The organism is Mycobacterium shunyiense (genome assembly GCF_058270075.1).
The window spans coordinates 394,571-418,177 of record NZ_JBZDPU010000008.1; the positions used below are offsets into that span (position 1 = coordinate 394,571).

23 protein-coding genes and 1 pseudogene are annotated in these 23,607 nt (G+C 60.4%); 18 read left to right on the forward strand and 6 right to left on the reverse strand.

What is annotated here, in order from left to right:
• The first annotated feature begins 70 nt into the window (after positions 1-70).
• The 17 genes and pseudogenes from AC4ELH_RS08760 to AC4ELH_RS08840 all read left to right on the forward strand — a co-directional run.
• Positions 71-1,204: an epoxide hydrolase family protein gene (locus tag AC4ELH_RS08760; protein ID WP_498884115.1), complete on the forward strand. Its 1,134-nt coding sequence runs from the start codon at positions 71-73 to the stop codon at positions 1,202-1,204.
• Positions 1,205-1,253: 49 nt separating this feature from the next.
• A complete protein-coding gene (locus tag AC4ELH_RS08765) occupies positions 1,254-2,459 on the forward strand; it encodes an NAD(P)/FAD-dependent oxidoreductase (protein ID WP_498884053.1) in 1,206 nt (401 codons plus the stop codon).
• 33 nt (positions 2,460-2,492) lie between these two features.
• Positions 2,493-2,813 carry a 2Fe-2S iron-sulfur cluster-binding protein gene (locus tag AC4ELH_RS08770; RefSeq protein WP_498884055.1) on the forward strand — a complete coding sequence of 107 codons (321 nt, stop codon included), beginning with the start codon at positions 2,493-2,495 and terminating at the stop codon, positions 2,811-2,813.
• Between the two features lie 49 nt (positions 2,814-2,862).
• Positions 2,863-4,086 carry a cytochrome P450 gene (locus tag AC4ELH_RS08775; RefSeq protein ID WP_498884057.1) on the forward strand — a complete coding sequence of 408 codons (1,224 nt, stop codon included), beginning with the start codon at positions 2,863-2,865 and terminating at the stop codon, positions 4,084-4,086.
• Positions 4,087-4,584: 498 nt separating this feature from the next.
• Positions 4,585-5,298, forward strand: a complete 714-nt coding sequence (locus AC4ELH_RS08780; RefSeq protein ID WP_498884116.1) for an MlaE family ABC transporter permease — start codon at positions 4,585-4,587, stop codon at positions 5,296-5,298.
• Between the two features lie 9 nt (positions 5,299-5,307).
• Complete coding sequence (locus tag AC4ELH_RS08785; RefSeq protein WP_498884059.1) at positions 5,308-6,159, forward strand: ABC transporter permease; 852 nt, start codon at positions 5,308-5,310, stop codon at positions 6,157-6,159.
• A 4-nt stretch (positions 6,160-6,163) separates the two neighbouring features.
• Positions 6,164-7,588: an MCE family protein gene (locus AC4ELH_RS08790; protein ID WP_498884061.1), complete on the forward strand. Its 1,425-nt coding sequence runs from the start codon at positions 6,164-6,166 to the stop codon at positions 7,586-7,588.
• A 30-nt stretch (positions 7,589-7,618) separates the two neighbouring features.
• A complete protein-coding gene (locus AC4ELH_RS08795; RefSeq protein WP_498884062.1) occupies positions 7,619-8,647 on the forward strand; it encodes an MCE family protein in 1,029 nt (342 codons plus the stop codon).
• A complete protein-coding gene (locus AC4ELH_RS08800) occupies positions 8,644-9,960 on the forward strand; it encodes an MCE family protein (RefSeq protein ID WP_498884064.1) in 1,317 nt (438 codons plus the stop codon). Before AC4ELH_RS08795 ends, AC4ELH_RS08800 begins: the two co-directional genes overlap by 4 nt.
• Positions 9,957-11,255: an MCE family protein gene (locus AC4ELH_RS08805; RefSeq protein WP_498884066.1), complete on the forward strand. Its 1,299-nt coding sequence runs from the start codon at positions 9,957-9,959 to the stop codon at positions 11,253-11,255. The genes AC4ELH_RS08800 and AC4ELH_RS08805 overlap by 4 nt, the downstream gene beginning before the upstream one ends.
• 38 nt (positions 11,256-11,293) lie before the next feature.
• Complete coding sequence (locus AC4ELH_RS08810) at positions 11,294-12,424, forward strand: virulence factor Mce family protein (RefSeq protein WP_498884117.1); 1,131 nt, start codon at positions 11,294-11,296, stop codon at positions 12,422-12,424.
• Position 12,425: 1 nt separating this feature from the next.
• Positions 12,426-13,886: an MCE family protein gene (locus AC4ELH_RS08815; RefSeq protein ID WP_498884067.1), complete on the forward strand. Its 1,461-nt coding sequence runs from the start codon at positions 12,426-12,428 to the stop codon at positions 13,884-13,886.
• Complete coding sequence (locus AC4ELH_RS08820) at positions 13,850-14,443, forward strand: Rv1363c family protein (RefSeq protein ID WP_498884069.1); 594 nt, start codon at positions 13,850-13,852, stop codon at positions 14,441-14,443. Before AC4ELH_RS08815 ends, AC4ELH_RS08820 begins: the two co-directional genes overlap by 37 nt.
• On the forward strand, positions 14,440-15,105 hold the full coding sequence (locus AC4ELH_RS08825; RefSeq protein WP_498884071.1) for an Rv1363c family protein: 666 nt from the start codon (positions 14,440-14,442) through the stop codon (positions 15,103-15,105). The genes AC4ELH_RS08820 and AC4ELH_RS08825 overlap by 4 nt, the downstream gene beginning before the upstream one ends.
• Positions 15,075-15,461 carry a DUF732 domain-containing protein gene (locus tag AC4ELH_RS08830; protein WP_498884073.1) on the forward strand — a complete coding sequence of 129 codons (387 nt, stop codon included), beginning with the start codon at positions 15,075-15,077 and terminating at the stop codon, positions 15,459-15,461. Before AC4ELH_RS08825 ends, AC4ELH_RS08830 begins: the two co-directional genes overlap by 31 nt.
• On the forward strand, positions 15,458-15,934 hold the full coding sequence (locus AC4ELH_RS08835; RefSeq protein WP_498884075.1) for a CAP domain-containing protein: 477 nt from the start codon (positions 15,458-15,460) through the stop codon (positions 15,932-15,934). The genes AC4ELH_RS08830 and AC4ELH_RS08835 overlap by 4 nt, the downstream gene beginning before the upstream one ends.
• Before the next feature lie 207 nt (positions 15,935-16,141).
• Positions 16,142-17,569, forward strand: a pseudogene (locus AC4ELH_RS08840) (acetate--CoA ligase); the annotation flags it as partial.
• Here AC4ELH_RS08840 and AC4ELH_RS08845 read toward each other — a convergent pair.
• Both AC4ELH_RS08845 and AC4ELH_RS08850 read right to left on the reverse strand, forming a co-directional pair.
• A complete protein-coding gene (locus AC4ELH_RS08845) occupies positions 17,550-17,762 on the reverse strand; it encodes a hypothetical protein (protein WP_498884077.1) in 213 nt (70 codons plus the stop codon). The pseudogene AC4ELH_RS08840 and the gene AC4ELH_RS08845 overlap by 20 nt on opposite strands.
• Complete coding sequence (locus AC4ELH_RS08850) at positions 17,759-18,616, reverse strand: RNA-directed DNA polymerase (RefSeq protein WP_498884079.1); 858 nt, start codon at positions 18,614-18,616, stop codon at positions 17,759-17,761. Before AC4ELH_RS08850 ends, AC4ELH_RS08845 begins: the two co-directional genes overlap by 4 nt.
• A 369-nt stretch (positions 18,617-18,985) precedes the next feature.
• Between AC4ELH_RS08850 and AC4ELH_RS08855 the strand changes: the two genes are divergently transcribed.
• Positions 18,986-20,101, forward strand: coding sequence for an ApeA N-terminal domain 1-containing protein (locus tag AC4ELH_RS08855; protein WP_498884081.1), 1,116 nt, complete (start codon positions 18,986-18,988; stop codon positions 20,099-20,101).
• Between the two features lie 879 nt (positions 20,102-20,980).
• Here AC4ELH_RS08855 and AC4ELH_RS08860 read toward each other — a convergent pair.
• From AC4ELH_RS08860 to AC4ELH_RS08875, 4 genes are read right to left on the reverse strand one after another with little or no spacing between them, the layout of a single operon-like run.
• Positions 20,981-22,099 (reverse strand): DUF4062 domain-containing protein, encoded by a 1,119-nt coding sequence (locus AC4ELH_RS08860; protein WP_498884083.1) that lies wholly within the window; start codon positions 22,097-22,099, stop codon positions 20,981-20,983.
• A complete protein-coding gene (locus tag AC4ELH_RS08865) occupies positions 22,096-22,665 on the reverse strand; it encodes a hypothetical protein (protein ID WP_498884084.1) in 570 nt (189 codons plus the stop codon). The genes AC4ELH_RS08860 and AC4ELH_RS08865 overlap by 4 nt, the downstream gene beginning before the upstream one ends.
• 9 nt (positions 22,666-22,674) lie before the next feature.
• Positions 22,675-23,058, reverse strand: coding sequence for a hypothetical protein (locus AC4ELH_RS08870; protein ID WP_498884086.1), 384 nt, complete (start codon positions 23,056-23,058; stop codon positions 22,675-22,677).
• A gap of 7 nt (positions 23,059-23,065) precedes the next feature.
• Entirely contained in the window at positions 23,066-23,506 is a 441-nt protein-coding gene (locus tag AC4ELH_RS08875) for a hypothetical protein (RefSeq protein WP_498884088.1), read from the reverse strand.
• Between the last annotated feature and the right edge of the window lie 101 nt (positions 23,507-23,607).

Below are 23,607 nucleotides of genomic sequence, written 5' to 3' on the forward strand. Positions count from 1 at the left end.
TTCGCCGGCGCGCCAGTGTATTTCCGGGATACCCCCACAGAAAGAGCTTGTCATGCTTGAAGTCAACCCAATTCGCCCTTTTGAAATGGACATCCACGACTCGGAACTAGACGAGCTCAGAGCCAGGTTGCTGGCAACCCGATGGCCATCTGCCGAGACCGCGGGAGATTGGTCACAAGGCGTTCCACTCGGTTGGATGAAGGAGATCACCGACTACTGGGCCAACTCGTACGATTGGCGTGCTCGCGAAAAGCGACTGAGCCAGTTCGATCATTTCGTCACGACTATCGATTCCGTGGATGTCCACTTCATTCATGCGCCGTCCCCGCATCCCGCAGCGGTACCGGTCATCATGACGCACGGTTGGCCTGGTTCATTTGTAGAGTATCTAAAGGTCATCGAACCATTGCGCAATCCAACTTCGTTCGGCGGATCAGCCGAAGATGCGATGAGCGTCGTCGTGCCTTCGCTTCCTGGATTCGGTTTTAGTGGAAAGCCGGCCGAGGCAGGGTGGACCATTGAGCGGATCGCACAGGCGTGGGACACTCTGATGCGACGTCTCGGCTACAAGCAATACATCATGAACGGCACCGATTGGGGTGCACACGTGTGCATGGCGGCGGCGCAACTTCCAACCGCTTCACACATTCAGGGCTTGGCCTTGAACCTAGCCTCGGCCGATCCCATGGGCTTTGATTTCGAACCAAATGCGGAAGAAGAAGCCTTCCACAGGCATAATGCCTCCTACTTTGAGTCGGGTCACGGTTACTCGGCGCAGCAATCAACCAGACCCCAAGCCGTGGGCTACGCGCTCGACGACTCGCCAGTAGGCCAAGCTGCCTGGATCCTAGATAAATTCTCCTCGTGGGTCGATTATGACAAAGATATGGGTGAGGTACTCAGTCGAGACGAACTCCTCGACAATATTATGTTGTATTGGCTAAACCGCGCCGGAGCATCATCTGCGCGTTTATACTTCGAATCATTCAATTCGATCCTTATCAATATGCCGACAATCGGCATACCCTCCACGTACACGAGAGCTAAAGATGTCTTCATGTTCTCAGAACGGGAGATTAGAACCCGGTTCACGGATCTACGACGATATGGCGTTGTCCAGCGAGGCGGCCATTTCTTGGCGTTCGAGCAGCCCCAAATTTTTATCGATGATCTTCGATCTTCAGTTCGTGCATTAACTAATTAGCTCGGCTTCTAGTGGAAAGTCCAGAGTTAAGGGAGAGAAGGATGTCCAAGTGAGTACAGATGAACTAGACAGTCTTGCCGGCTGCCTAGTGATCGTCGGCGCCGGCACTGCCGGCGTAGAGTGCGCATTCGCATCTCGAAGTGGCGGCTGGCGTGGGGAAATCCTTCTAATAAGTGCCGAGCCGGATGTTCCGTATCACCGGCCACCGTTGTCGAAAGAAATGCTAGTCGCTGGCGCGGCTCCTGACGCAACCCCCCTAAGGGCTGCACATTTGTATGACAAGAAGGGCATCGACCTTCGCCTGGGAAGCCGCGTGGTGGATATTGACGCGAGTGGTCAAAGCGTGGTCACAGACAGCCGTGACCGAATATCGTACGATCACCTTATTCTCGCAGTGGGGGGAAATCCACGTGAAATGCCATTGATCAAAACACTCGATAAGCGTCCACCGAACGTCCACGCACTCAGAAACCTCGCGGATTGCGAGCGACTGCGAAACGCACTGAAAACCGACGATACTCTGATGATTCTCGGCGGGGGATACATTGGACTCGAAGTGGCGGCCGCCGCTACGAAGATCGGATCGCGCGTTATTCTGGTAGAATCTGCCGACCGCATTCTGGCCAGAGTGACTACGCCCACGGTTTCGGCATTCTTTCAAGAGCAGCATGCCGCGCATGGTGTCACGATACTTACTTCGACGACAATAGATAGTCTGGACCTGACAACCAGCGGGGAAATTGAGAGCGTGAAGACATCCGACGGCCGCTCACATAGAATCGACCATCTGGTTGTGGGAATAGGTCTCGAACCCAACTTTGACCTCGCGAAGAAAGCCGGCCTGAAACTCGAACGTGGGGTTGTTGTCGATGACACCATGACAACGAGTGATCCGCGAATCCTTGCCGTTGGCGATTGCGTTCAATTCTGGAACCCAATTTACAATCGACACGTTCGAATCGAATCCGTGTCGAATGCAGTTGAGACTGCACGCAGAGCAGCAATAACGTTGACGAATGGAAGCCAAAAAAGCTGGGGTGTGCCATGGTTCTGGTCCAACCAATATGCCCATAGTCTGAAGATCGCCGGTCTATCCGAAGGATTTGATGACACCTCCATAATGGGCGATATTTCAGGCGGTTCGTTTGCCGTCGAGTACCGACGCAACGGACGAGTAATTGGAGTGGACGCGATCAATGATCCTGCTTCCTTTCAAGCTGGAAAGCGTCGGATCATTGACACGGCGTCGATATAGCAGCGACATGCCGTACGAAATGGAGTATTCATCATGACCAAGGTTACATTCATCTGCCCAGATGGGGAGACGGAAACAGTTGACGTCCCCGCCGGCACCTCAATCATGAAAGCCGCAGTAGCCCACGGCATCGATTCAATTATTGGGGACTGTGGTGGGAGTGCATCCTGTGCGACTTGTCATGTGTATCTGGAGGAGGGTGCCCAAATGATGCCTTTGCGAAGCGCTCTCGAAGACGAAATGCTGCACGATGCGGCATCTGAGGTGTTACCGAACAGTAGGCTGGGTTGTCAATTAGTAATGCGCGACGACATAGCGTCACTCATTGTTCGTGTCGCACCGGAGCAGTGGTGACTCACCTTAACAGAACCATACGGATGCCGAAGATCAGAAAGGGAATGAAATGACCACCATCCAGAACGATACCTTGACCCTGCCGGACAACGTTCCCCCAGACCGTGTTGTCGATTTTGACGTTTACTTTGATACGTATGCACCGACAGGTTACGAGGCCGGCAAATTCCAATCGGCCTACACGCGATTGCTTGAAAATAAACATGGTGTTGTCTGGACGCCACGGAACGGCGGCCATTGGATAACAACAAATGGCGAACTTCTCAAGCTCGTCCTCAAAGATCCTGCGCAATTTTCTAGCGAATGCATATTTGTCCCCCGGGAAAGGGGGGAACAGTCTAATTTGATACCGGCATCAATGGACCCCCCCCTACACCGCCCATTTAGAAAGGTTTTCAACGCCGCGGTTGGTACGCCCGTTGTGCGTCGCATCGAGGCGGATATTGACCGTATCGCCGTTGATATTATCGAATCACTCGTTCCGCAGCGGGAATGTGATTTCACCAGAGATTACGCGACAATATTTCCGATCGAGGTGTTTCTCAAGCTGATTGATCTACCCAGTTCGGACGCACCGAAACTTAAACGTATCGCGGATCAGGTGACGCGTCCTGACGGCACAATGTCGGTGGCCGAGGCCATGGAACAGTTCGTGAACTATATCGATCCCGTCATTAACGAACGACGCAAGAACCCTGGCGGCGACGCCATCAGCATTCTCGCAACCAGCACGGTGGACGGTCGGCCGCTCACCCAGGATGAGTGCCACCGTGTGGTAGCTATGATGTTGGTTGCCGGATTGGATACAGTGGTCAACTTTTTGAGCTTCATGCTGCAGCATTTAGCGGAGAACCCCTCTGACCGGAAACTTCTGATCGATAATCCCGATCTTATTGATTCGGCTGCAGAAGAATTGCTTCGCCGGTACGGGCTGGTAACCACTGGACGGCTCGTCACGGAGGATATCGAGGTCGATGGCGTGACCCTTCGTAAGAACGATATCGTTCTGATTCCGACCTTGATGTCGGGCTTGGATCCCACTATCACCAAGTGCCCGATGGATGTAGACCTACGGCGTGAGAAGCCAGAGCATATCGCCTTCGGCTTTGGTATACATCAATGTGCTGGCACTTATCTCGCACGCCATGAAATCACGACGACAATGCGTGAATGGCTGTCACGGATTCCCGATTTCGAAGTCGTACCCAATTCGATTATCGAATACCAATCGGGAGTGGTTGCGGCCGTCGGCAGCTTGCCGTTGCGATGGTAGCGGGATCGGCCACCCGCTGAATGTGTTTCGGGTCTATGCCTATGTGCGGCGGCAATGGGTGCGCAGCCATTGCCGGCGTGCGCTTCCCAGGAGGGGATCGCGCGATGTAGTTCGTCATGTTTCGGAGGCCCAAGGGGGATCCGCGTCGGCGTAGCACTTCATATAAGTGCACCACAAATAACTAACTCGGCCGTCAATGTAACTCAGGTTTGTTGCACGCCTCGGTGGTTGTGCCCCGATGGGGGGATTCATCTCCTCCTGCGAGGAGGGGAAACCGCAGTGATCTGTGCCATACATTCTCGGCGTGCTTCCCAACGAAGGGTTCCTGTTTATGTGCAGCGCGTATGCCGTACGGCGAAGCGACGGGCCGCCGAGCAAGGTTCATCGCCAGATTAATGCTGACTTACCGTGGCCCGCTGCCTCGCACTGTCGAGAAGCACAGTGAACGCGCTGGGGCCCGCTGCTAAGCCCGTCGGAGCGCTCGGCGGTTTCTTCGCGATGACCCTCGATGTGTTCGTAATGATCTTCCGGCCGCCGTTCGCGTGGCGGGAGTATTTGGACCAAACATGGTTTGTGGCTCGGGTGTCGCTAGCCCCGGCTCTGATGTTGACGATCCCCTACACCGTGCTGCTGGTCTTCACCTTCAACATCTTGCTGATCGAGTTTGGGGCCGCCGACTTCTCCGGAACCGGCGCGGCGATCGGCACGGTGAGCCAAATCGGCCCGATCGTGACGGTGCTGGTGGTTGCTGGGGCCGGTTCCACGGCGATGTGCGCTGATCTGGGCGCCAGAACAATTCGCGAGGAACTTGATGCCATGCGGGTGATGGGTATCGATCCCATCCAAGCTTTGGTAGTGCCGCGTGTGCTGGCCGCGACGACGGTGGCGCTCGCATTGTCGGCAACGGTGATCATGGTGGGGTTGGCAGGCGGGTTCACCTTCGCGGTTTTTATCCAGCATGTGCCTCCCGGCTCGTTTGTGGCCGGCTTGACAGTGCTGACACACGGTGCCGATGTGGCTGTGGCTCTGGCCAAAGCCGCGTTGTTCGGGCTGTCAGCTGGTCTGATCGCCTGCTACAAGGGCATTTCTGTTGGGGGCGGTCCGGCCGGTGTCGGCAACGCGGTAAACGAAACAGTCGTGTTTACCTTCATGGCACTGTTCGCAATCAATGTCATCGCCACGGCAGTCGGTGTGAAGATCACTGTGGTCTGAGGTGGGGGAATGAGTTCTGTAGTACGACAAAGGTTTCCGCGAGTGAGTCGTCGCATTGGGCGAATCAGCGCGGCCTGGAATGACATTGGCGTGCAGACGCAGTTCTACGCCCGCGCGATTGCTTCGATCGGCGACGCGGTGATGAACTACCGCCCCGAGCTCATCCGGCTCATCGCCACGATGGGGCTGGGTGCGGGCGCGTTGGCCGTTGTCGGCGGCACGGTGGTCATCGTCGGGTTCTTGACCACCACCACCGGCGCACTGGTCGCAGTCCAGGGCTACAACCAATTCGCGTCGGTGGGCGTGGAAGCGCTGACTGGGTTTGCTTCAGCATTCTTCAACGTGAGGCTTATCGCGCCGGGCACCACCGCGGTGGCACTATCGGCCACGATCGGCGCCGGCGCGACTGCCCAGCTGGGCGCGATGCGCATCAACGAGGAAATCGACGCACTGGAAGTCATCGGTATTCGCAGCGTCACCTACCTGGCCTCCACGCGGGTGGCTGCCGGGGTCATCGTCGTGATCCCGCTGTACTGCGTCGCGGTCATCATGTCATTCGTTTCGTCGCGGCTGGGGACCACGGTGATCTACGGACAGGGCTCCGGTGTCTACGACCACTATTTCAATACGTTCCTCAACACGACCGATCTGTTGTGGTCGTTCGGCCAGTCCGTGGCGATCACGGTAGTGATCATGTTGGTGCACACCTACTACGGGTTTACCGCCTCCGGTGGCCCCGCCGGTGTCGGGGAAGCCGTCGGCCGCGCGGTGCGGACCTCGTTGATCGTGGCCGCCGTCGTCGTGGTGATGATCTCGCTGGCGCTGTACGGCCAGTCCGGCAACTTCCATTTGGCGGGGTGAACGTATGCAGTCAGGACCTAGCGATGCCCGGATCAGGCCAGCCTGGTGGACACTGATCCTCGTCGTCGCACTCGGCGTTTTCTTTTTCACGACAGGCTCGTTGTTCGCCGGCACTTTCCGCACCTTCGTCCCGGTGACACTGATGTCAGACCGCGCCGGTCTGGTGATGGAAACCGGCGCGAAAGTGAAACTGCAGGGCGTCGAGGTGGGCCGCGTCAGCGCCATCCACGGCGGAGCCTCCGCGGTGAGCCTTCAGCTGGAGATCGCTCCCGATCAGATCAAGTTCATCCCGGCAAATGTCGACGCGAGAATCACCGCGACAACGGCTTTCGGCGCGAAGTACGTTGATCTGAGCTACCCGGACGACCCCGCCAGTCAGCGACTGGCCGCCGGTGCGGTGCTGCACTCACGCAACGTCAGCACCGAGGTCAACACGGTCTTCGAGAATCTGACCGACGTTCTGAAAATGGTCGATCCGGCCAAGCTGAACGCGGTTCTTTCGGCACTGTCTCAGGGGTTTCGCGGTCAAGGAGAGCGGATCGGACAGGCGATCACCGATTCCAATGAAGTTCTGGCGGCCATCAACCCGCGCCAGGAAGTGATCCGCCAGGACTGGAAGGCAATGGGCGACCTCAGCGCGACCTACGACCACGCCGCCGACGACATCGTCACGATCCTCGACGCCGGCACCACCACCGCCGAGACGATCACCGCCCAGCGTGCACAGCTTGACGCGTTGCTGCTCAACGTCATCGGCTTCGGCAAGGCCGGTGTGGACCTGTTGGCCCCCAACGCCAAAAACCTGGTCGATGCGGTCAATGGCTTCGCTCCCACGTCGGATCTACTGATGAAGTACCAACCTGAGTACACCTGCCTGCTCAACGGATCGGTGTTTCTCATGCAGAACGGACTTACCGATGCGTTCGGCGGCAACGGCCGCTCGGGGATCTTCGACATCGGGCTGCTGCTGGGCAACGACCCGTACATCTTCCCAGACAACCTGCCGATCGTCGGCGCCAAGGGCGGCCCTGGCGGAACTCCGGGCTGCGGTTCGCTGCCTGACGTCGCGAAGAACTACCCGGTACGACAGCTAGTGACGAACACAGGTTGGGGTACCGGTATGGACATCCGGCCGAACCCCGGCATCGGATTCCCCGGCTGGGCGAACTATTTCCCGGTCACTCGCGGAATCCCGCAACCACCCGTTGTCCGCAACCTCGGAGGTGGTCCGGCTCCCGGTCCGGTCCCATACCCCGGTGCACCGGCCTACGGTGCCGACCTGTACGCCGACGACGGGACGCCACTGTGGCCCGGTCTGCCGCCGGCACCACCGCCCTCGGATCAGTTACCACCTGACCCGAACAATCCGCCGCCTGGTGCGGAGCCCTTCGTTCCGCCCGCACCCGCCATCATGACGCCAACTCAGTGATGGCCCGCCGACCCCGACAGGAGCCGAATCGTGAACAAAGAAGTGCTCGCCACCCTGATACGCGTTACCGCCTTCCTGACCGTATGCGCTGTCGGTGTGTTCGCCCTGTTCTCAATCTTCGCCGACCTGAGGTTCGGTGAGCGCAAGCAATACACCGCACAGTTCACCGACATCAGCGGGCTGAAGAAGGGAGATTTCGTACGGATCGCCGGCGTGGAAGTCGGCCAGGTTCAGGGTGTTTCGATCGACAGCGACGCCAAGGTGCTCGTCGACTTCTCCACCGAGGACTCGGTGGCCCTGACCACGGCGAGCACCGCAGTGATCCGGTACGACAACTTGATCGGTGGTCGTTACCTGGAGCTCCAGCAGGGCGACGGACCGGGCCAGGCACTGGCCGCCGGCGCGACGATTCCGGTGGAGCGCACCCAACCCGCTCTCGACCTCGACGAATTGATCGGTGGATTCAGGCCGCTGTTCAAGGCGTTGGACCCCGATCAAGTCAACGCGTTGAGCACTCAGCTGGTCCATGTGTTCCAGGGACAAGGCGCCGCCATCGGGTCATTCCTGAACCAGACGGCGGCGATGACCTCCACGCTGGCCGACCGCGACCAGCTTATCGGCGAGGTGGTCACCAACCTTAACGTGCTTCTGGGTTCTCTCGGTGGCCAAAGCGACCAGTTCGACAAGGCGGTGGATTCGGTGTCGAGGCTGGTGGAGGGGCTGTCTGCGCATCGAACCGACATCACCAACGCCCTCGCGCACAGCGACATTGCGGCCACCGAGATTGCTGATCTGATGTCCCAATCCCGTCCAGCGCTTCAAAACATGATCGCACAGACCGACCGAGCCGCCGGCATCGCGGTCGCCGATCACGAGTATCTCGACAACCTCCTGAACACCCTTCCCGACAAGTACCGGGTGCTTGGCAGGCAGGCCATGTACGGCGACTACTTCAGTTTCTACCTCTGTGACCTCATCTTGAAGCTCAACGGCAAAGGTGGACAACCCGTCTACGTGAAACTTGTCGAACAGGTGAGCGGACGGTGCGCGCCGAAATGAAGTCATTCTCAGAACGAAACCCACACACCATTGGTTTGGTCGGAATGGCCATCACGATTGTGATCGCGCTGGCAGCGCTGAACTTCGACAAGCTGCCGATGCTCACTCGGACAAAGGATTACTCGGCCTACTTCGCCGATGCTGGTGGACTGAACACCGGTGCCACCGTACGAGTTTCGGGTTTCGCTGTCGGCAAGGTGAATCGGATCACCCTCGACGGCAGCAAGGTCATGGTCGATTTCACCGTCGACAGCGCAATTCGGCTCGGCGAGCAGAGCGAAGCGGCGATCAAGGTGAAGAGCCTTCTTGGAACTAAGGTGATCGACGTCCTTCCCCGTGGCAACGGCCAACTGCACGAGGCCATTCCGCTGGAGCGCACAACCTCGCCATATCAGCTGCCCGATGCGCTGGGTGACTTGGCCACCACGGTCGAAGGGCTCGACACCGACAACCTCTCGGCCGCACTCGACACCATGGCGCAGACCTTCGCCGGCACCCCGCCCGACGTCAAGGTCGCCGTGGCCGGCGTGGCACGGCTTTCCGAGACGATCAACAAACGTGACGTCGCGTTGCGCAACCTGCTCACCAACGCGCGTAAGGCTACCGCCGTCCTGGCCAACCGCAGTGATCAGGTCGTTGGCCTTGTGCACGACAGCAACGCGTTGCTCGCCGAGTTACGCACTCAAAGCGATGCGCTTGACCGGGTGTCGCAGGACATCAGCATGGCTGCAACGCAGCTGAGAGGGTTCATCGCCGATAACCGCCAACAGCTGCGCCCGATGCTCGAGAAGCTCAACGGCGTACTCACGATCATCGACAATCGCAAGGAGCGACTGAAAGAGGCCGTCAAGCTTCTCAACAAGTACGCGTTGTCGCTGGGGGAATCGGTGGGCTCGGGCCCGTTTTTCAAGGCGTACATTCCCAATCTGATTCCCGGCCAGATCTCGCAGCCGTTCATCGATGCGGCGTTCTCCGACCTCGGCCTAGACCCTGCGACGCTACTTCCGTCCCAGCTCGCTGACCCGCCGGTAGGGCAGCCGGGCACCCCGGCGTTGCCGGTGCCGTTCCCGCGCACCGGACAAGGGGGAGAGCCGCGTCTGAATCTGCCCGATGCGATCACCGGAAAGCCCGGTGATCCGCGGTACCCGTACCGGGAGCCTGCCCCGGCACCTGAGCCCGGCGGCCCACCGCCGGGACCCCCGGCGCCGCCAATCCCCGGGCTGGAATCTACACCGGAGCCGACACCGAGCCCGGTCTTCGTACCCGCGCCCGGTGAGCCCACAAATCCCCCTCCAGCAGGTGAAGGACAATGAGGATCAGTAAAAAGCAACTAGCGCTGGCGACCGGGCTGGTGGTCGTCTTGACGGCCGGAGTCCTCTTCGTATTCCGGATGAACGGCCCAGCTGCCCGCACCACCGTTACCGCCTACTTCGAGAACAGCAACGGATTGTTCGTCGGGGACGACGTGCTGATCCTGGGCGTGCCGGTCGGCAAGGTCAAGCAGATCGAACCGCAACCCGAACGCGCCAAGGTGACGTTTTGGGTGGACACCCAGTACAAGGTCCCAGCAGATGTCACCGCCGCGATCCTCTCACCGCAACTGGTGACCGGCCGGGCGATCCAGCTGACCCCGCCCTATGAATCCGGCCCCCAACTGCCCGATGGCGCCGTCGTACCGATCGAGCGGACCGCAGTTCCGGTGAGCTGGGACGACTTTCGAGTGCAGTTGGAGAAGCTGACCCGCACGCTGCAGCCCCAGAGGCCCGGCGGCACCAGTGCGCTGGGCAACTTCATCAACACTGCCGCGGACAACCTACGAGGTGAAGGCGCAAACATCCGTGACGCGATGGTGAAGTTGTCCAAGACGGTGACCATGCTCAGTGATCACAAGGATGACGTCTTCTCCACCCTGACCAACCTCGCCACTTTAGTCTCGGCGCTGCAGGACAGCACCGACGTGCTGTCGACGCTCAACCGCAACCTGGCGGCCGTGAGCGCACTGCTCGCCGACAGTCCCGACGAGGTGGGGCAGGTGATTGCTGACCTGAGTGCGTTGGCTATCGATGTGAAAAGCTTCGTATCCGAGAACCGTGACGCCGTGGGAACGACGTCGGACACCTTGGCGTCGATCAGCACGGCGCTGGTGCAAAGTCTCGACGACATCAAACAGTCACTACACATATTTCCCACCACCCTGGCCAACTTCAGCAACATCTACGAGCCTGCGAGCGGCTCACTGACCGGTGCATTGGCGATCAACAACTTCTCTGACCCGATCTCGTTCATCTGTGGCGCAGTCGAAGCGGCGTCTCGGCTGGGAGCCGAGCAATCGGCGAAGTTGTGTGTGCAGTACCTGGCGCCCATCGTCAAAAACCGCCAATTCAACTTTCCGCCGTTCGGCGAGAACGCCTTCGTCGGCGCTCAGGCGCGACCGAATGAGATCACCTACAGCGAGGATTGGCTGCGGCCGGACTACATTCCGCCTTCTCCGGCTGCGGAGTCCGGTCCAGAACCGGCACCCCTGCCCGCCGAAGCAGCGCCACCCGACAGCATCGATCCCGCCGCCGGGCTGCCCGGCCTGATAATTCCCACGGGGGCGGGATCATGACCAGCAGCGCCGCGTGGCTGATGACCTCGACGATGGCGATGAAACGACTGGTCGGAGGTGCGGTTGGTGCCGCAACGTTGATGCTCAGTGTCGCTGGCTGTGGCAATTGGCGCGGCCTGAACTCGGTGTCGCTCCCGGGAACAGAAGGCGGCGGGCCGGGTGCTTTCGACATCCAGGTTCAAATGCCCGATATCACCAATTTGCAGCCGAATTCGCGGGTTCGGGTCGCAGATGTCACGGTAGGCACCGTTACCAAGGTCGAGCGTCAAGACTGGCACGCACTTTTGACGCTGCGCCTCAACCGCGAAGTGAACCTTCCGGCCAACGCCACCGCCACGATCGGCCAAACCAGCCTGCTGGGGTCGTTGCACGTCGAGCTGGCGCCGCCGGTCGGTGCTGCGTCGCAGGGACGGTTGCACCAGGGCTCGTTGATTCCGTTGGCCAGCTCGGCTGCCTACCCCACCACCGAGCAGACACTGGCCGCGGTGTCGATGCTTCTCAATGGCGGTGGCCTGGGCCAGATGCAAGACATCACCACGGCGCTGAGTACCGCGCTGCGTGGCCGTGAGGCCGATCTGAGAGATCTCATCAACCAGCTCGAGACGTTCGTGGCGAAAACCAATGAGCAGACAGGCGACATCATCGAGGCCACCGATAAACTCAACAGCCTGACGGGCAAATTCGCATCCCAGCAACCCGTCTTCGACAAGGCCGTGCGCACCATTCCCGACGCTCTGCAGCTGCTGAAAGACCAGCGACACAACTTGATCGCAGCACTGGATCAGCTCGGCAAGTTCAGTGCGCTGGCGGCTGATTCGACGAGGCAAACCAAGGAATCGCTGGTCCGAGAATTCAACAACCTCGGCCCGGTGCTGGAATCGCTGGCCAACGCGGGCCCCAACATGACGCGTTCGCTGTCAATGCTGGCCACCTATCCGTTCCCGAACGAGACGGTGGAGAAATGGTTCCGAGGTGACTACGCCAACATGACTGCGATTGTGGACCTCACATTGAGCCGAATCGATGCCGGGTTCTTCACCGGCACCCGCTGGGAAGGCAACCTGACCGAGCTCGAAATGCAATGGGGCCGAACCATCGGTCAGCTCCCCAGCCCCTATACCGCGGTCAATCCGCTCGTGGCTCCTTACCGCTGGGATCAGGGGCGCTGACATGATTCACCGGAGAACCAAAATCCAGCTGGCCATCTTCGTTGTGATTGCCGTGGTGTTCGGCACCATCATGATTTTCGGATACATGAGGCTGCCAGCGCACCTCTTCGGGATCGGTCAGTACACCGTCACTCTCAATCTGGACTCGACCGGTGGACTGTATCCGACCGGTAACGTCACCTACCGCGGGACCGAGGTCGGTCGCGTGAAATCTGTGCGCCTCACCGAGAACGGCGAAGTTCAGGCTGTATTGACACTGAAATCGGGTGTCGACATCCCGTCTGATCTGCGCGCCGAAGTGCACAGCCAATCGGCGATCGGCGAACAGTACGTCGAGTTGTTGCCGCGCGACGCCGCAGCCCCAGCGCTCAAGGACGGGGATGTGATTGCGGCCAAAGACGCTTTCATCCCACCTGACATCAACAGCCTGCTCGACGCCGCCAACACAGGGCTGCAGGCCATTCCGCACGACAATCTCAAGACGGCGATCGACGAATCGTATGCGGCCGTAGGAGGTCTCGGTCCAGAGATCTCGCGGCTGGTTCGGGGATCGACTGCGCTGGCCTCCGATGCCAGGAAGAACCTGGACTCACTGACCACCTTGATCGACCAGTGGCAGCCGGTCTCCAACTCGCAAACCCGCACCGCCGACTCGATCGACGCGTGGGCGGCGAACCTGGCCTCGGTCACCAATCAGCTCAGACAACACAATGGCGATGTTGCCGGTCTCATCGAGCACGGAGCGCCGGCAGCCGCAGAAGCCCGCCGATTGCTGGAGCGGCTGCAACCGAATTTGCCGGTCTTGCTGGCTAACTTGGTGAGTATCAACCAGGTAGCCCTCACCTACCAGCCAGGCATCGAGCAAATTCTTGTCCTGCTGCCGCAAGGCATCGCTCAACTGCAGGCGCCAACCCTGGCCAACCGTGACATTAAAGACAAGGCGCACAAGGGCCTCTATCTGGCCTTCAACACCAACATCAACCTGCCGCCACCGTGCACTACAGGATTCTTGCCGGCTCAGCAACGCCGGCCGCCGTCGTTCCAGGATGCTCCAGAGCGGCCCGCAGGTGATCTGTACTGTCGCACCCCGCAGGATTCAGTGTTCAACGTTCGCAGTGCCCGCAACCTGCCGTGTGAAACGGTGTCGGGTAAACGCGCGCCGACAGTGAAGATCTGTGAGAGCGAAGAGAATTTCGTGCCCCTCAATGACGGCTTCAACTGGAAGGGCGACCCCAACGCAACCTTGTCGGGGCAGCCCATCCCCGATCTGGGACCCGGGCAGGGCCTGCCGGTTGCACCTGCTGAGGGCGAGCCGGTGCCGATAGCGGTAGCCCGCTACGACCCGGCGACAGGCACCTATCTGGGCCCCGACGGTCGGGTGTACACCCAGGCCGATTTGGCTGACAACGGATCAAAGGAGCAAACATGGCAGTCGATGCTGACCCCGCCAGCGACGAAGTAGCTGAGATCGCCGCCGACTACGCCGGCAGCGATCTCAAGGTCCACAACGGCTTTCGGTCCCGGGCCGCACGTCGTGGCAGGGGAGTGCGTGGCACTCTGCTGGTGGGAGTGCTCACCCTCGTAGTCATCGGTGGACTGACGGGCTGGCTCGGTTGGCACACCCACCGATCCGAGCAGACACAGCGGCTCAACGACATGTTCCTGCAGGCAGGTCGTCAGGGCGCGTTGAACCTGACCACCATGGACTTCGCGCATGTCGAAGCTGACATTCAGCGAGTACTGGACGGGTCGATCGGAACGTTCTACGACGACTTCGAGCAACGGGCACCGGCATTTGAGGAAGTAGTGAAAAAGACCCAGTCCAAGACGCAGGGAACGGTGACCGAAGCCGGAATTGAATCTGTGTCCGGCGATTCGGCCAGAGTGCTGGTCGCAGTGTCGGTGAAAACCTCGAATATCGTTGCGGCTGAACAGCGTCCGAGGTTGTGGCGGATGCGCATCGATGTCCAGAAGGTCGGCGACGTCGCGAAGGTGACGAATGTGGGGTTTGTGGCATGAGCACCCGCCTCAAGACCAAAGAAACGTCCGAATCCGTTGCCGATATCGATGCCGGCGATGATCTCCTAGGACACGCGCGGATGGAGCTCCCCGACGAAACCCGTGGCGACGCCGACGAACCTGCGTCCGCAGCGGCCTCGGAACCAGCCATGGCCGAGGAACACCCCACGAGCACATCTCGACGATCGGTCATGTGGTTGACCTACGGAATCGTTCCGGTCCTCATCGTCGGCCTGGCCGCATGCGCGGGTTATCTGCTGTGGAAAGACAGTTCGCTGCGCGCCGCGCAGGCTGCCACCGTCAGCGCTGTGCCCGCCGCTACCGATAGCACGATCAAGATGTTGTCTTACAAGCCCGATACCGTTCAGAAGGATCTGGAGGCAGCAGGCGAAGGACTCACCGGGGCGTTCAAGGATTCCTACAACGCGCTGACCCACGATGTCGTGATACCGGGCGCCCAGCAGAAGCAGATCTCCGCGGTGGCGACAGTGCCTGCAGCCTCGGTGGTTTCGGCGACCGCCAAGCGCGCGGTGGTCATGGTCTTCGTGAACCAAACGACGATCGTGGGCGCAGATCCGCCGACCGCGACAGCCTCGACTGTCAGGGTGACGATGGACAAAGTGGGTGACCGATGGCTCGTTTCCGATTTCACCCCGATCTGAACCGGGCAACAGCGTTCGTATTGATCGCCGCTGCGATGGGCGCGGCGACAGCGACAACGGCAGCGCCACGTGCCGCCGCCGACGATTTCGTGTACTTGGTCAACGTCACCGTGCGCCCTGGCTACAACTTCGCCGGCCCTGACGCTGCCCTGGCCTATGGGCACGACATCTGTTCGAAAGTGGCAGCCGGAATTGCCTATAGCCAACTTGTCGGCGACATCGATCGTGACTTCAACACCAACGACGAATTCCACGCGTCCTATCTGGTGACGCAAGCCGTCAACGAGCTGTGCCCCGAATTGATCTGGCAGCTGCGGAATTCAGCGGCCGGCTATCGACCTGGCGAGGTGAAATGACAATCAATGCCCGGCGGCTAGCCATCCTGGCCCAATGCGGCGTGCTCACTGTGACCGCCGTGCTGCATGCACCCGGTGCGGCAGCAGATAACCGACGCCTCAACAGCAGTGTTGTCGCCAACGTCTACACCGTCCAACGGCAAGCCGGCTGCGCCAACAACATCACCGTAGATCCGCGCCTCCTGGAAGCCGCCCACTGGCACACCCTCGACGTCCTCAACAACAGATCCCTCGACGGTGACACCGGGTCGGACGGGTCGACACCACAAGTTCGGGCGGCCAACGCGGGGTTTCGTGGACGCGTGGCCCAGACCATCGCCATCAACCCGGCGTTGGCGATCAACAACCTCGACGTCATCAATCAGTGGTATCACCGGCCCGACTATCTGGCGATCATGCAGGATTGCGGCTTCACGAGAATCGGAGTCTGGTCGGAGAACAGCCTCGATCGCTCGGTGCTCGTCGCGGTCTAAGGCAGCCCTGAGCCCTGAGCGCATCAATACCTTCCGTTCGGGGAATCAATCCCCGGGTCGGAGGAGCGAATTCCCCCCAGCGGTGGGTGTTTCCGGCGGCTCAAACCAGCACCATGTCACGCGTGCCGGTTGATAAGCCGCCGGTCTCGATGACGCATGGTGCCAGCCGCCACGATGAAATAGAGGTGACACGCAATGGATTCACCCATGAGCGGCGCGGACAGTGTGGCTGAGGAGCAGTCCAGTTTTGCGCCGCCTGCCGATTTCGCGGTCAACGCCAACGCGACGGGCGAGTTGTACGCAGAGGCCGAGAAAGACCGGCTGGCGTTCTGGGCCGCCCAGGCCAACCGGCTGAGCTGGCAGACCCCGTTCAGCGAGGTGCTCGACTGGTCGGAGGCACCGTTCGCGAAGTGGTTCGTGGGCGGCAAGCTCAACGTCGCCTACAACTGCGTCGACCGCCACGTCGAGGCGGGCAACGGCGACCGGGTCGCGATCCACTGGGTGGGGGAACCGGTCGGCCCCGATCCTGCCCATGCCCGCGACATCACCTACGCACAGCTCAAGGACGAGGTCAGCAAGGCCGCCAATGCGCTGACCGCGCTCGGCCTGACCGCCGGCGACCGCGTCGCCATCTACATGCCGATGGTGCCCGAGGCGATCGTGGCGATGCTGGCCTGCGCCCGGCTGGGTGCCATGCACAGTGTCGTCTTCGCGGGCTTCTCCGCCAGTGCGCTCAAGGCACGCGTCGAGGACGCTGCGGCCAAGCTCGTCATCACCACCGACGGCCAGTACCGGCGCGGCAAGGCCGCCTCGCTCAAGGACGCCGTGGATGAGGCCGTCTCCGATCAGCCGTCGGTCGAGCACGTCCTGGTGGTCCGCCGCACGGGAATCGACGTGAACTGGACCGACGGACGCGACCTGTGGTGGCACGAGACCGTCGACGTCGCCTCCCCGGAGCACACGCCGGAAGCCTTCGACTCCGAGCAGCCGCTGTTCCTGCTGTACACCTCGGGCACCACAGGCAAGCCCAAGGGCATCGTGCACACCTCGGGGGGCTACCTCACCCAGGCCGCCTACACCCACTACAACGTCTTCGACCTCAAGCCCGAGACCGACGTGTACTGGTGCACCGCCGACATCGGCTGGGTCACCGGGCACACCTACATCACCTACGGGCCGCTGGCCAACGGCGCCACCCAGGTGGTCTACGAGGGCACGCCCACCTCGCCCACTGAGCACCGCCACTTCGAGATCATCGAAAAGTACGGCGTCACAATCTATTACACCGCTCCCACGCTGATCCGCACGTTCATGAAGCTGGGCCGCCAGATCCCGGCCGAGCACAACCTGTCCAGTCTGCGGCTGCTGGGTTCGGTCGGCGAGCCGATCAACCCCGAGGCCTGGCGCTGGTACCGGGAAGTCATCGGCGCCAACAAGACTCCGATCGTGGACACCTGGTGGCAGACCGAGACCGGGGCCATCATGATCTCCCCGCTGCCCGGTGTCACCGCGACCAAGCCCGGATCGGCGATGACGCCGCTGCCCGGCATCTCGGCCAAGATCGTCGACGACGACGGCAACGAGCTGGTGCCCGGCGCCGACGAAGCCGAACACGTCACCGGCTCATCGCTTCTGTAAACGATCCCACGGCGACAGTGACCTGGTCAGGTTGAAGATGGGTGCTCAGTTGCTCGGCGAGCTGCTCCAAGCTCATCGTGCGGTGATAGAAAAGGGCCCACAACGTCTCCACGCCCAGGTCGGCTTCCTCGACAAGTCGCTCAATCTCGTCGTCCGGAGCGTCCCGCAGAGCCTCTTTGCGTTCCTTCAAGATCTTGCCGTGTACTCCTTGCGGGTCGTTTCGACGGCCCCAAGTTGAGCGTTGTACGTATCGCGATGAAGAACTCGGGATTTGTCGGCGTTGATGAGCAATCTCACCGAACGAAGTTGCCTCTCTAACAGGTGAATTGCCCGGCGCCCGTCGTCGTGCGTAGCAACGGCGATCCGGAAGTCATCGCCGTGCCGTCGGTAATCGAAACCGTTCCTGAGCATCTCCGCATCGACAACGCTGAGGTAAGCCGTGGCCAACACGTCACTCGTTGCGGTGCCTTGCGGCAATCCGCGAGGAGACCCCATCACTTGGCCAAGAAAATCGATCAGCGCCCCAACTACATCGACCCTGCCGGTCAGCCTGACGAGAATGTCATGGAGGACGGCATGGTCGATAGATTCATAGAATCCGGTGACGTCGGCGCGGACGATGTAGTCGTCTCCATGTGCTGGCATTGCCTCGAAATCGGGCCAACGTTTACTTGCCTCGAAACCGCGTGGCCAGAAGACCACCCCTTCCGATACGAGCCCCCGCTCAATCCGAGACCGCAACGGCTCGGCGAGTGCTTCATACACAACTCGGTCAATGAGATTCATCAGTGCCGCCGGCCGTGTCGAATATTTCGGCTTCGCCACGGGGACAGTGACGGAGGTCTCCGGTTCGTACCGACCACTAATGAGCGAATGCTCGATGGCGCGCACAAAACGCTCTCCGACTGCTCCACCCACCTTGTCGTCGGGCCGCGGCGGTAGAAGATCGTTGGAGCGTAGCGCCGACAGTGCGTCAGCCAATTTCAACTTGTCCGCGACAGCTGAATAACTGCTGACGCCTATTGGTGAGTTCATGCGCGCCATCGCAGTAGTCTGTCAAGTCCCCTGAACTCAACGTCGCGACCCCCGCAGTACGGGGTGTTTACAACGTTCCTCAACCCCGATGAGGCGGCGATCGTGCTACCGATCGCCCAGACCTGGTTGTTCATTGCTGTCGCGCAGCAGGGTCGCCGACTGTGCACAGAATATCGGGGTTGGGCTGCTGCCCGGACTCGGCAACACCAAGAGCGGATTCTTATAACGCTCGTCGGATACCGGGCGGTCGGCCTGCCTGTCGTTCTCGGATCCGCATACTTCACTGGTCTACGAACCGAATGTCAACGTCGCTGTCAATTATCGACATGGTTTCTCCTATGCTGCGTGCAACAGATTGCTGCGTGAGATCGGAGGGGCATGGTTGGGGGAGCGTTGACCGGACTCATTGAGACAGGAACACACCGAACTACGTGGACTCTGTCGAAGCCGCCTGATCCTGAAACGTGGGATGTATCTGGGGAGGTTGAACTGCAGGGATCGCGTCAGCCTGTGGGGACGGTTTTTGGCACTGCTCCAGTTAGTTGGACCATTACTGCGGGATCACGTGGAGCTGGATTTCCTCAACACTTCGATTATCCGCTGGTCTACGGCGAAATGAACGGGAATCTGGACGTGGTGCTGCTCGACGCCCACTTGACGGTCTTCGGCGAACATCCACGTGAGGGCTTCAGTTCATTTAAGGGAGGAAACGCTTACTTTGATGCGTGGGCAGCACTCGTCGGCCACGGTGCCCCTCGGAGCGGTCCCGTGCTTGTTGATTCGGGCAGCATCCAAGTGCCCTACCTTGAAGCGTTCGCGGGCAAGAGCCCGATCGAAGAGATCATCTTTCCCCAAGGCAGCATCTACGAACAGGACAAGCCGCAGTTCGCCGCCACCTTCGATAAGAGCAGTCTCCAGGAGTGGCGCGATGACAACGCGGAAGTGTCTCTCCACTACAATATTTCGGCAGATGTTGGAGGATTTCACAGCTTCGGCCTGGCGTTCAGCCCTGTTGTTTCAGTGGAGTTGTCCCAGCCAGTGCCTCTCGCCGAGTTCCTGACTCAGTGGGCATGGCCTCTCCGTGGCCTGATCGCTGCCGCGACGGGACGACGAGTAGACATCAACCATCTGACGTGTTCTCCAGTCATCGAAGGTGATACACGACGGCAGTTCCAAGTGTTCAACGCGTCCGTCACCCAAACTCCGTACACGTCGTCGAACTCGCTTAAGGACAAAGATGTCTCAGCGATCCGACTCGCGCCGGACGGCGAGTCACTCCTGAGACTGTTTCGCAAATGGCAGGAGCTCCGAGCCGCCGAGAATCCCATCCTGAATACATACGACATCACCGCCGTGGGTCGGAGCCAACACCCGCGGGCGCGGTTCTTGTTGCTCGTCCAAGCTCTGGAAGGCCTGCACGGAACTGAAAAGCGGTCCGAGGAGCGGCATTCCAGCTTCGCGAGTGAGCGTGATTTCGATGTTGGCTCGTTGTAAGGATCAGCTCGAGGGTGCGGTCTTCAAGTTCGTCAAGAAGCACCTGTCAAAGCGTCCTCCGATGGGGGTTGATTCGGTGCTGCGAGAGATGCTTCAGTCGCTGCCGATCGATCTAGAGTCGGAGTTAGCTGATGGCGCATTGGTGACGTCAGCCCGATCGGAAAATCCCACTGTCACTTCGACGTTGGATGCGATCCGGATTGTTCGGAACGATCTTTCGCACGGCAACAGGACGTATGACCGGCAAGCGTTGTCCGAGGCGGCTGACATCTTTGAGCGCGTTGTGCGTGGTCACCTATTTCGGCTCCTCGAAGTGTCGGATGAGGTCGTCACTCGAGTGCTCTCTCCACGTGATTGATCAAGATGCTCACGGCAGCGCGGTACTACCGAACGATGGGGGTGATTCCCAGGTTGTTCGCCCCGGTTGGTAAGCGGTTCTGACTTCTGTATAGGGCTGCGAGCTTGTTCACCGCAGCTGCGTGGCCTACCTCGTGTGCCAACCTGACGGCGGATAGTCTGCGTGACGTGCCTGTGGCGGAGATCGGTGCTCTAGATCTGGAGGCCTGAGTGATGCATGGCGCTGCAATCGAAGACCGTCTCCTTGAGAGGCTTAATGACCATCCTGTCGTAAACGCTTTTCCTCTTCACGATGCGCGTCTGCATAGTGACGGTCCAAACGTCATTCTTGAGAATGCCTGGAAGAGCTATCCGTTTCCCGCGCTCAGGGATGGTTCACGGCCTACCGATCGCCGAGATCATGCCACAGCTGGCGGAACTTCAGAAGGAGTGCCAGGATCCCCGAGGGTTGCCCTGGGCGGGCGAACCGATGGGAGCTGTGACGGAAAGGCTCACGATGTGGGGCGAGTCGGTGTGCGCCGATTACCGATGCTGGTGGAACGCCTCGATGACACGGCGGGTCAGTATGACCCCGACCTCCGGAGCGCCAGCATCCAGCGCGGCTACCGTCACCAACTCGTCCGGCTCAACTCGCAGTGGCCGATCGGACATCTTCAGAAGTTGTGCCGAACTCCTTGGCATGTCAGACACCTTGCGGATCGACAACGTACTGACTGGCTCGACACCTACGGCGATCGCAACTTGAGGCGACGAGACTGCCTGGGTGTGACCGATCAACCGCAGCATCCCGGCGATCTGTATCGGCAACTGATCGGGATCGACAACCGCGCCGAGCCCGTCACGGGGCAACGACGCCCACACAGACACTTGACCACTGTTGCCAATGCGCAGTCCGAGCGTCCGTCCCTCAGCGGCGGAATTCCACCCGGCAGGAGGATCATCACCAAGCAGCAAATAGATCGCATCCTGGACAGTGCGTGTGTCCAAACCTGCGTGCTCATCAACCAGACCGCTGCGGCGCATACGTCCAGCCAACGCATCTCCCAAGTCAGCCAGTGCCCGCGCCGATATCGGAGCGGCCGGCGACGGCATCACATGGACTTCAAGCGTAGACCGCGAAAACTGCTGCCCCCGATCGCCCAGCGCAAATTCGTTGCGCCACTGAAGAACCGGGGCTTCGGCAATTGGTACGAACGCGAGAGGGCTACCGGTTTCAACGAGTTCGCGGATCTTGGACGCGACCTTGGTCAGGAGGTCGGCTGTCGACGTGAAGCTGTCGCGGAACACCCCGGCGGCGTAGTCCTCGACCCCCGCCATGAAGGCGGCTTGGTCAGTATCCAGCTCGATGTCAGCCTTGCGGTAGACAACTCGGGGCATCCCCGCGGCCGTAGCCGCGATCCATTCGTCGTGGGTCGCGGATTGCCCGGTGTCCTGGAAGACATGGCCGTAGTGAGGCCCGACCAACAGCACGTAGACATCGGAGCTTTCGACTCCCGCCAGGCAGGCTTCCCGGCTTGGCGCCGTTTTTGCGGTGAAGTCCTCAAAGCGCACCGGAGTGTGACCGATCGCCGAGATCAATCCCGGCAGGGCGTCGCGCTCCTCTTCTAACCCACGCCGGACGCTGCTGATGAAAATCCTCATTCCGCTCCTCCCGTGATGACTGCCTGGCGTGCAGCGAAGATAAACTCCTCCCAGCGCTCTCGTTTGGCTTGGTCGTCAAAGATGGTCTCGATACCGACGTTCACCGATGACCGGCCGAAGCAGATCTCGATTTCCAGTGGCGTGAAGTCTTCGTAGTAGCCGCCGATCGGTCCGACTCCCGAATGGTGGTACACCCGCGTCACGGCGAAGGCAGACGCGGTGCGCAGCGGCAGCATTCGACTGGTCAGCGTCTTGGGCTCGTCGGGCGGCTTCGAGACAGTCCGGGGTTGTCGGCGCCGCCGATCTTCGATTGCGTCGTAGCTCTCGGCATCGAACGTCGCCTCGAGATATGCCAGCCCAGACCTCGTGAACGCCCAGGTCCGCCAGGTTGACGGACCCTCCATTGTGTACTCGGTATGGGATGCCGTGATCTGGTCGAGGTCCCCGATAAGAGCGGCGAGCGTCAGCAAGACGACGTTGGGGGCGATTCTGATACCCGGGCCGGGGAAGTTCGCAGCAGTGGCGTGGCGAATGGCCGTTTGCCACTGAGCCTCAGTGAGTTCCATGGTCCCCTCTTAGGCTTCTTGTTTGAGGCGGGTTTCCCAGGCCGGATAGCTGCCGAGGCTTCGAAGGAGCGGTGCGGTGAGTGCTGCCACTACCTGGTCGGGGTTTTCGTCGAGGTCGTTTAGTGAGGCTTCAGTTGCCCGCTCATAGATGTCGTCTGTGTAGATCGGCCCTGTGTCTCCGAAGCTGCGGTCGGCGATGATCCATGATCTCGAAGCGCGAAGACCGTTCATAGAGAGGGCGAATCGCCAACTGCCTGTGTATCCCCAGCGATGCGATACCGCAGCGGCCAGGCGGGCAAGCAAGCTGACACTCCCGATGATCAAGTCTTCGAAGACGACGGTGGCGTCAGGTGGAGGAGGGAAGACGCGACCTTGAAACGACAGTGCCGTCACAGCGCGTTCAGACGCCAGTATGAGCCGACCGGAACTCTTGGAGCACGATCTCGGCGGCCGAATCGCTACCGGCGAAGCGCTGCCCGTTGTGCATGCCGGTGGTCAATGCCACGCCACCGGGCCGCCGAGCGAAGCCACTCGCCCGAGCCAGTGTGGGTGCGTATTTGTGCTGCTCAGGACCTGTGACCGAGTGGACGAGCTGGAGCACTGGCTCTTGCCACTGTGCTGTTTCGGTGAGGGAGACGAGCATGTCTTCCGGTGCGCCGAGTGGATCGGCCAGCACGACCAGCAGAGGCGCATCGTCTACGAGCTCGGTACGGACCGAGCGGGCCTCAGTTCGCAGATCGCGGCGGTCCGCCAGGCGCCGGTCCAGGAGCCGCACGACCTCGGTGTTAGAGAGCACTCGGTTGGTCTTGTCGCCGCGGCCGTAGTAACGGCCGTCGGCCATGTGTGGCGCTCGGACTGATTGCGGGACGTGGACGACTAGACATCCCAGGACCGTAGGTCGTCAAGCAGCCTTGGTGTCGGGGTTAATGCGGCGGTGCCCCC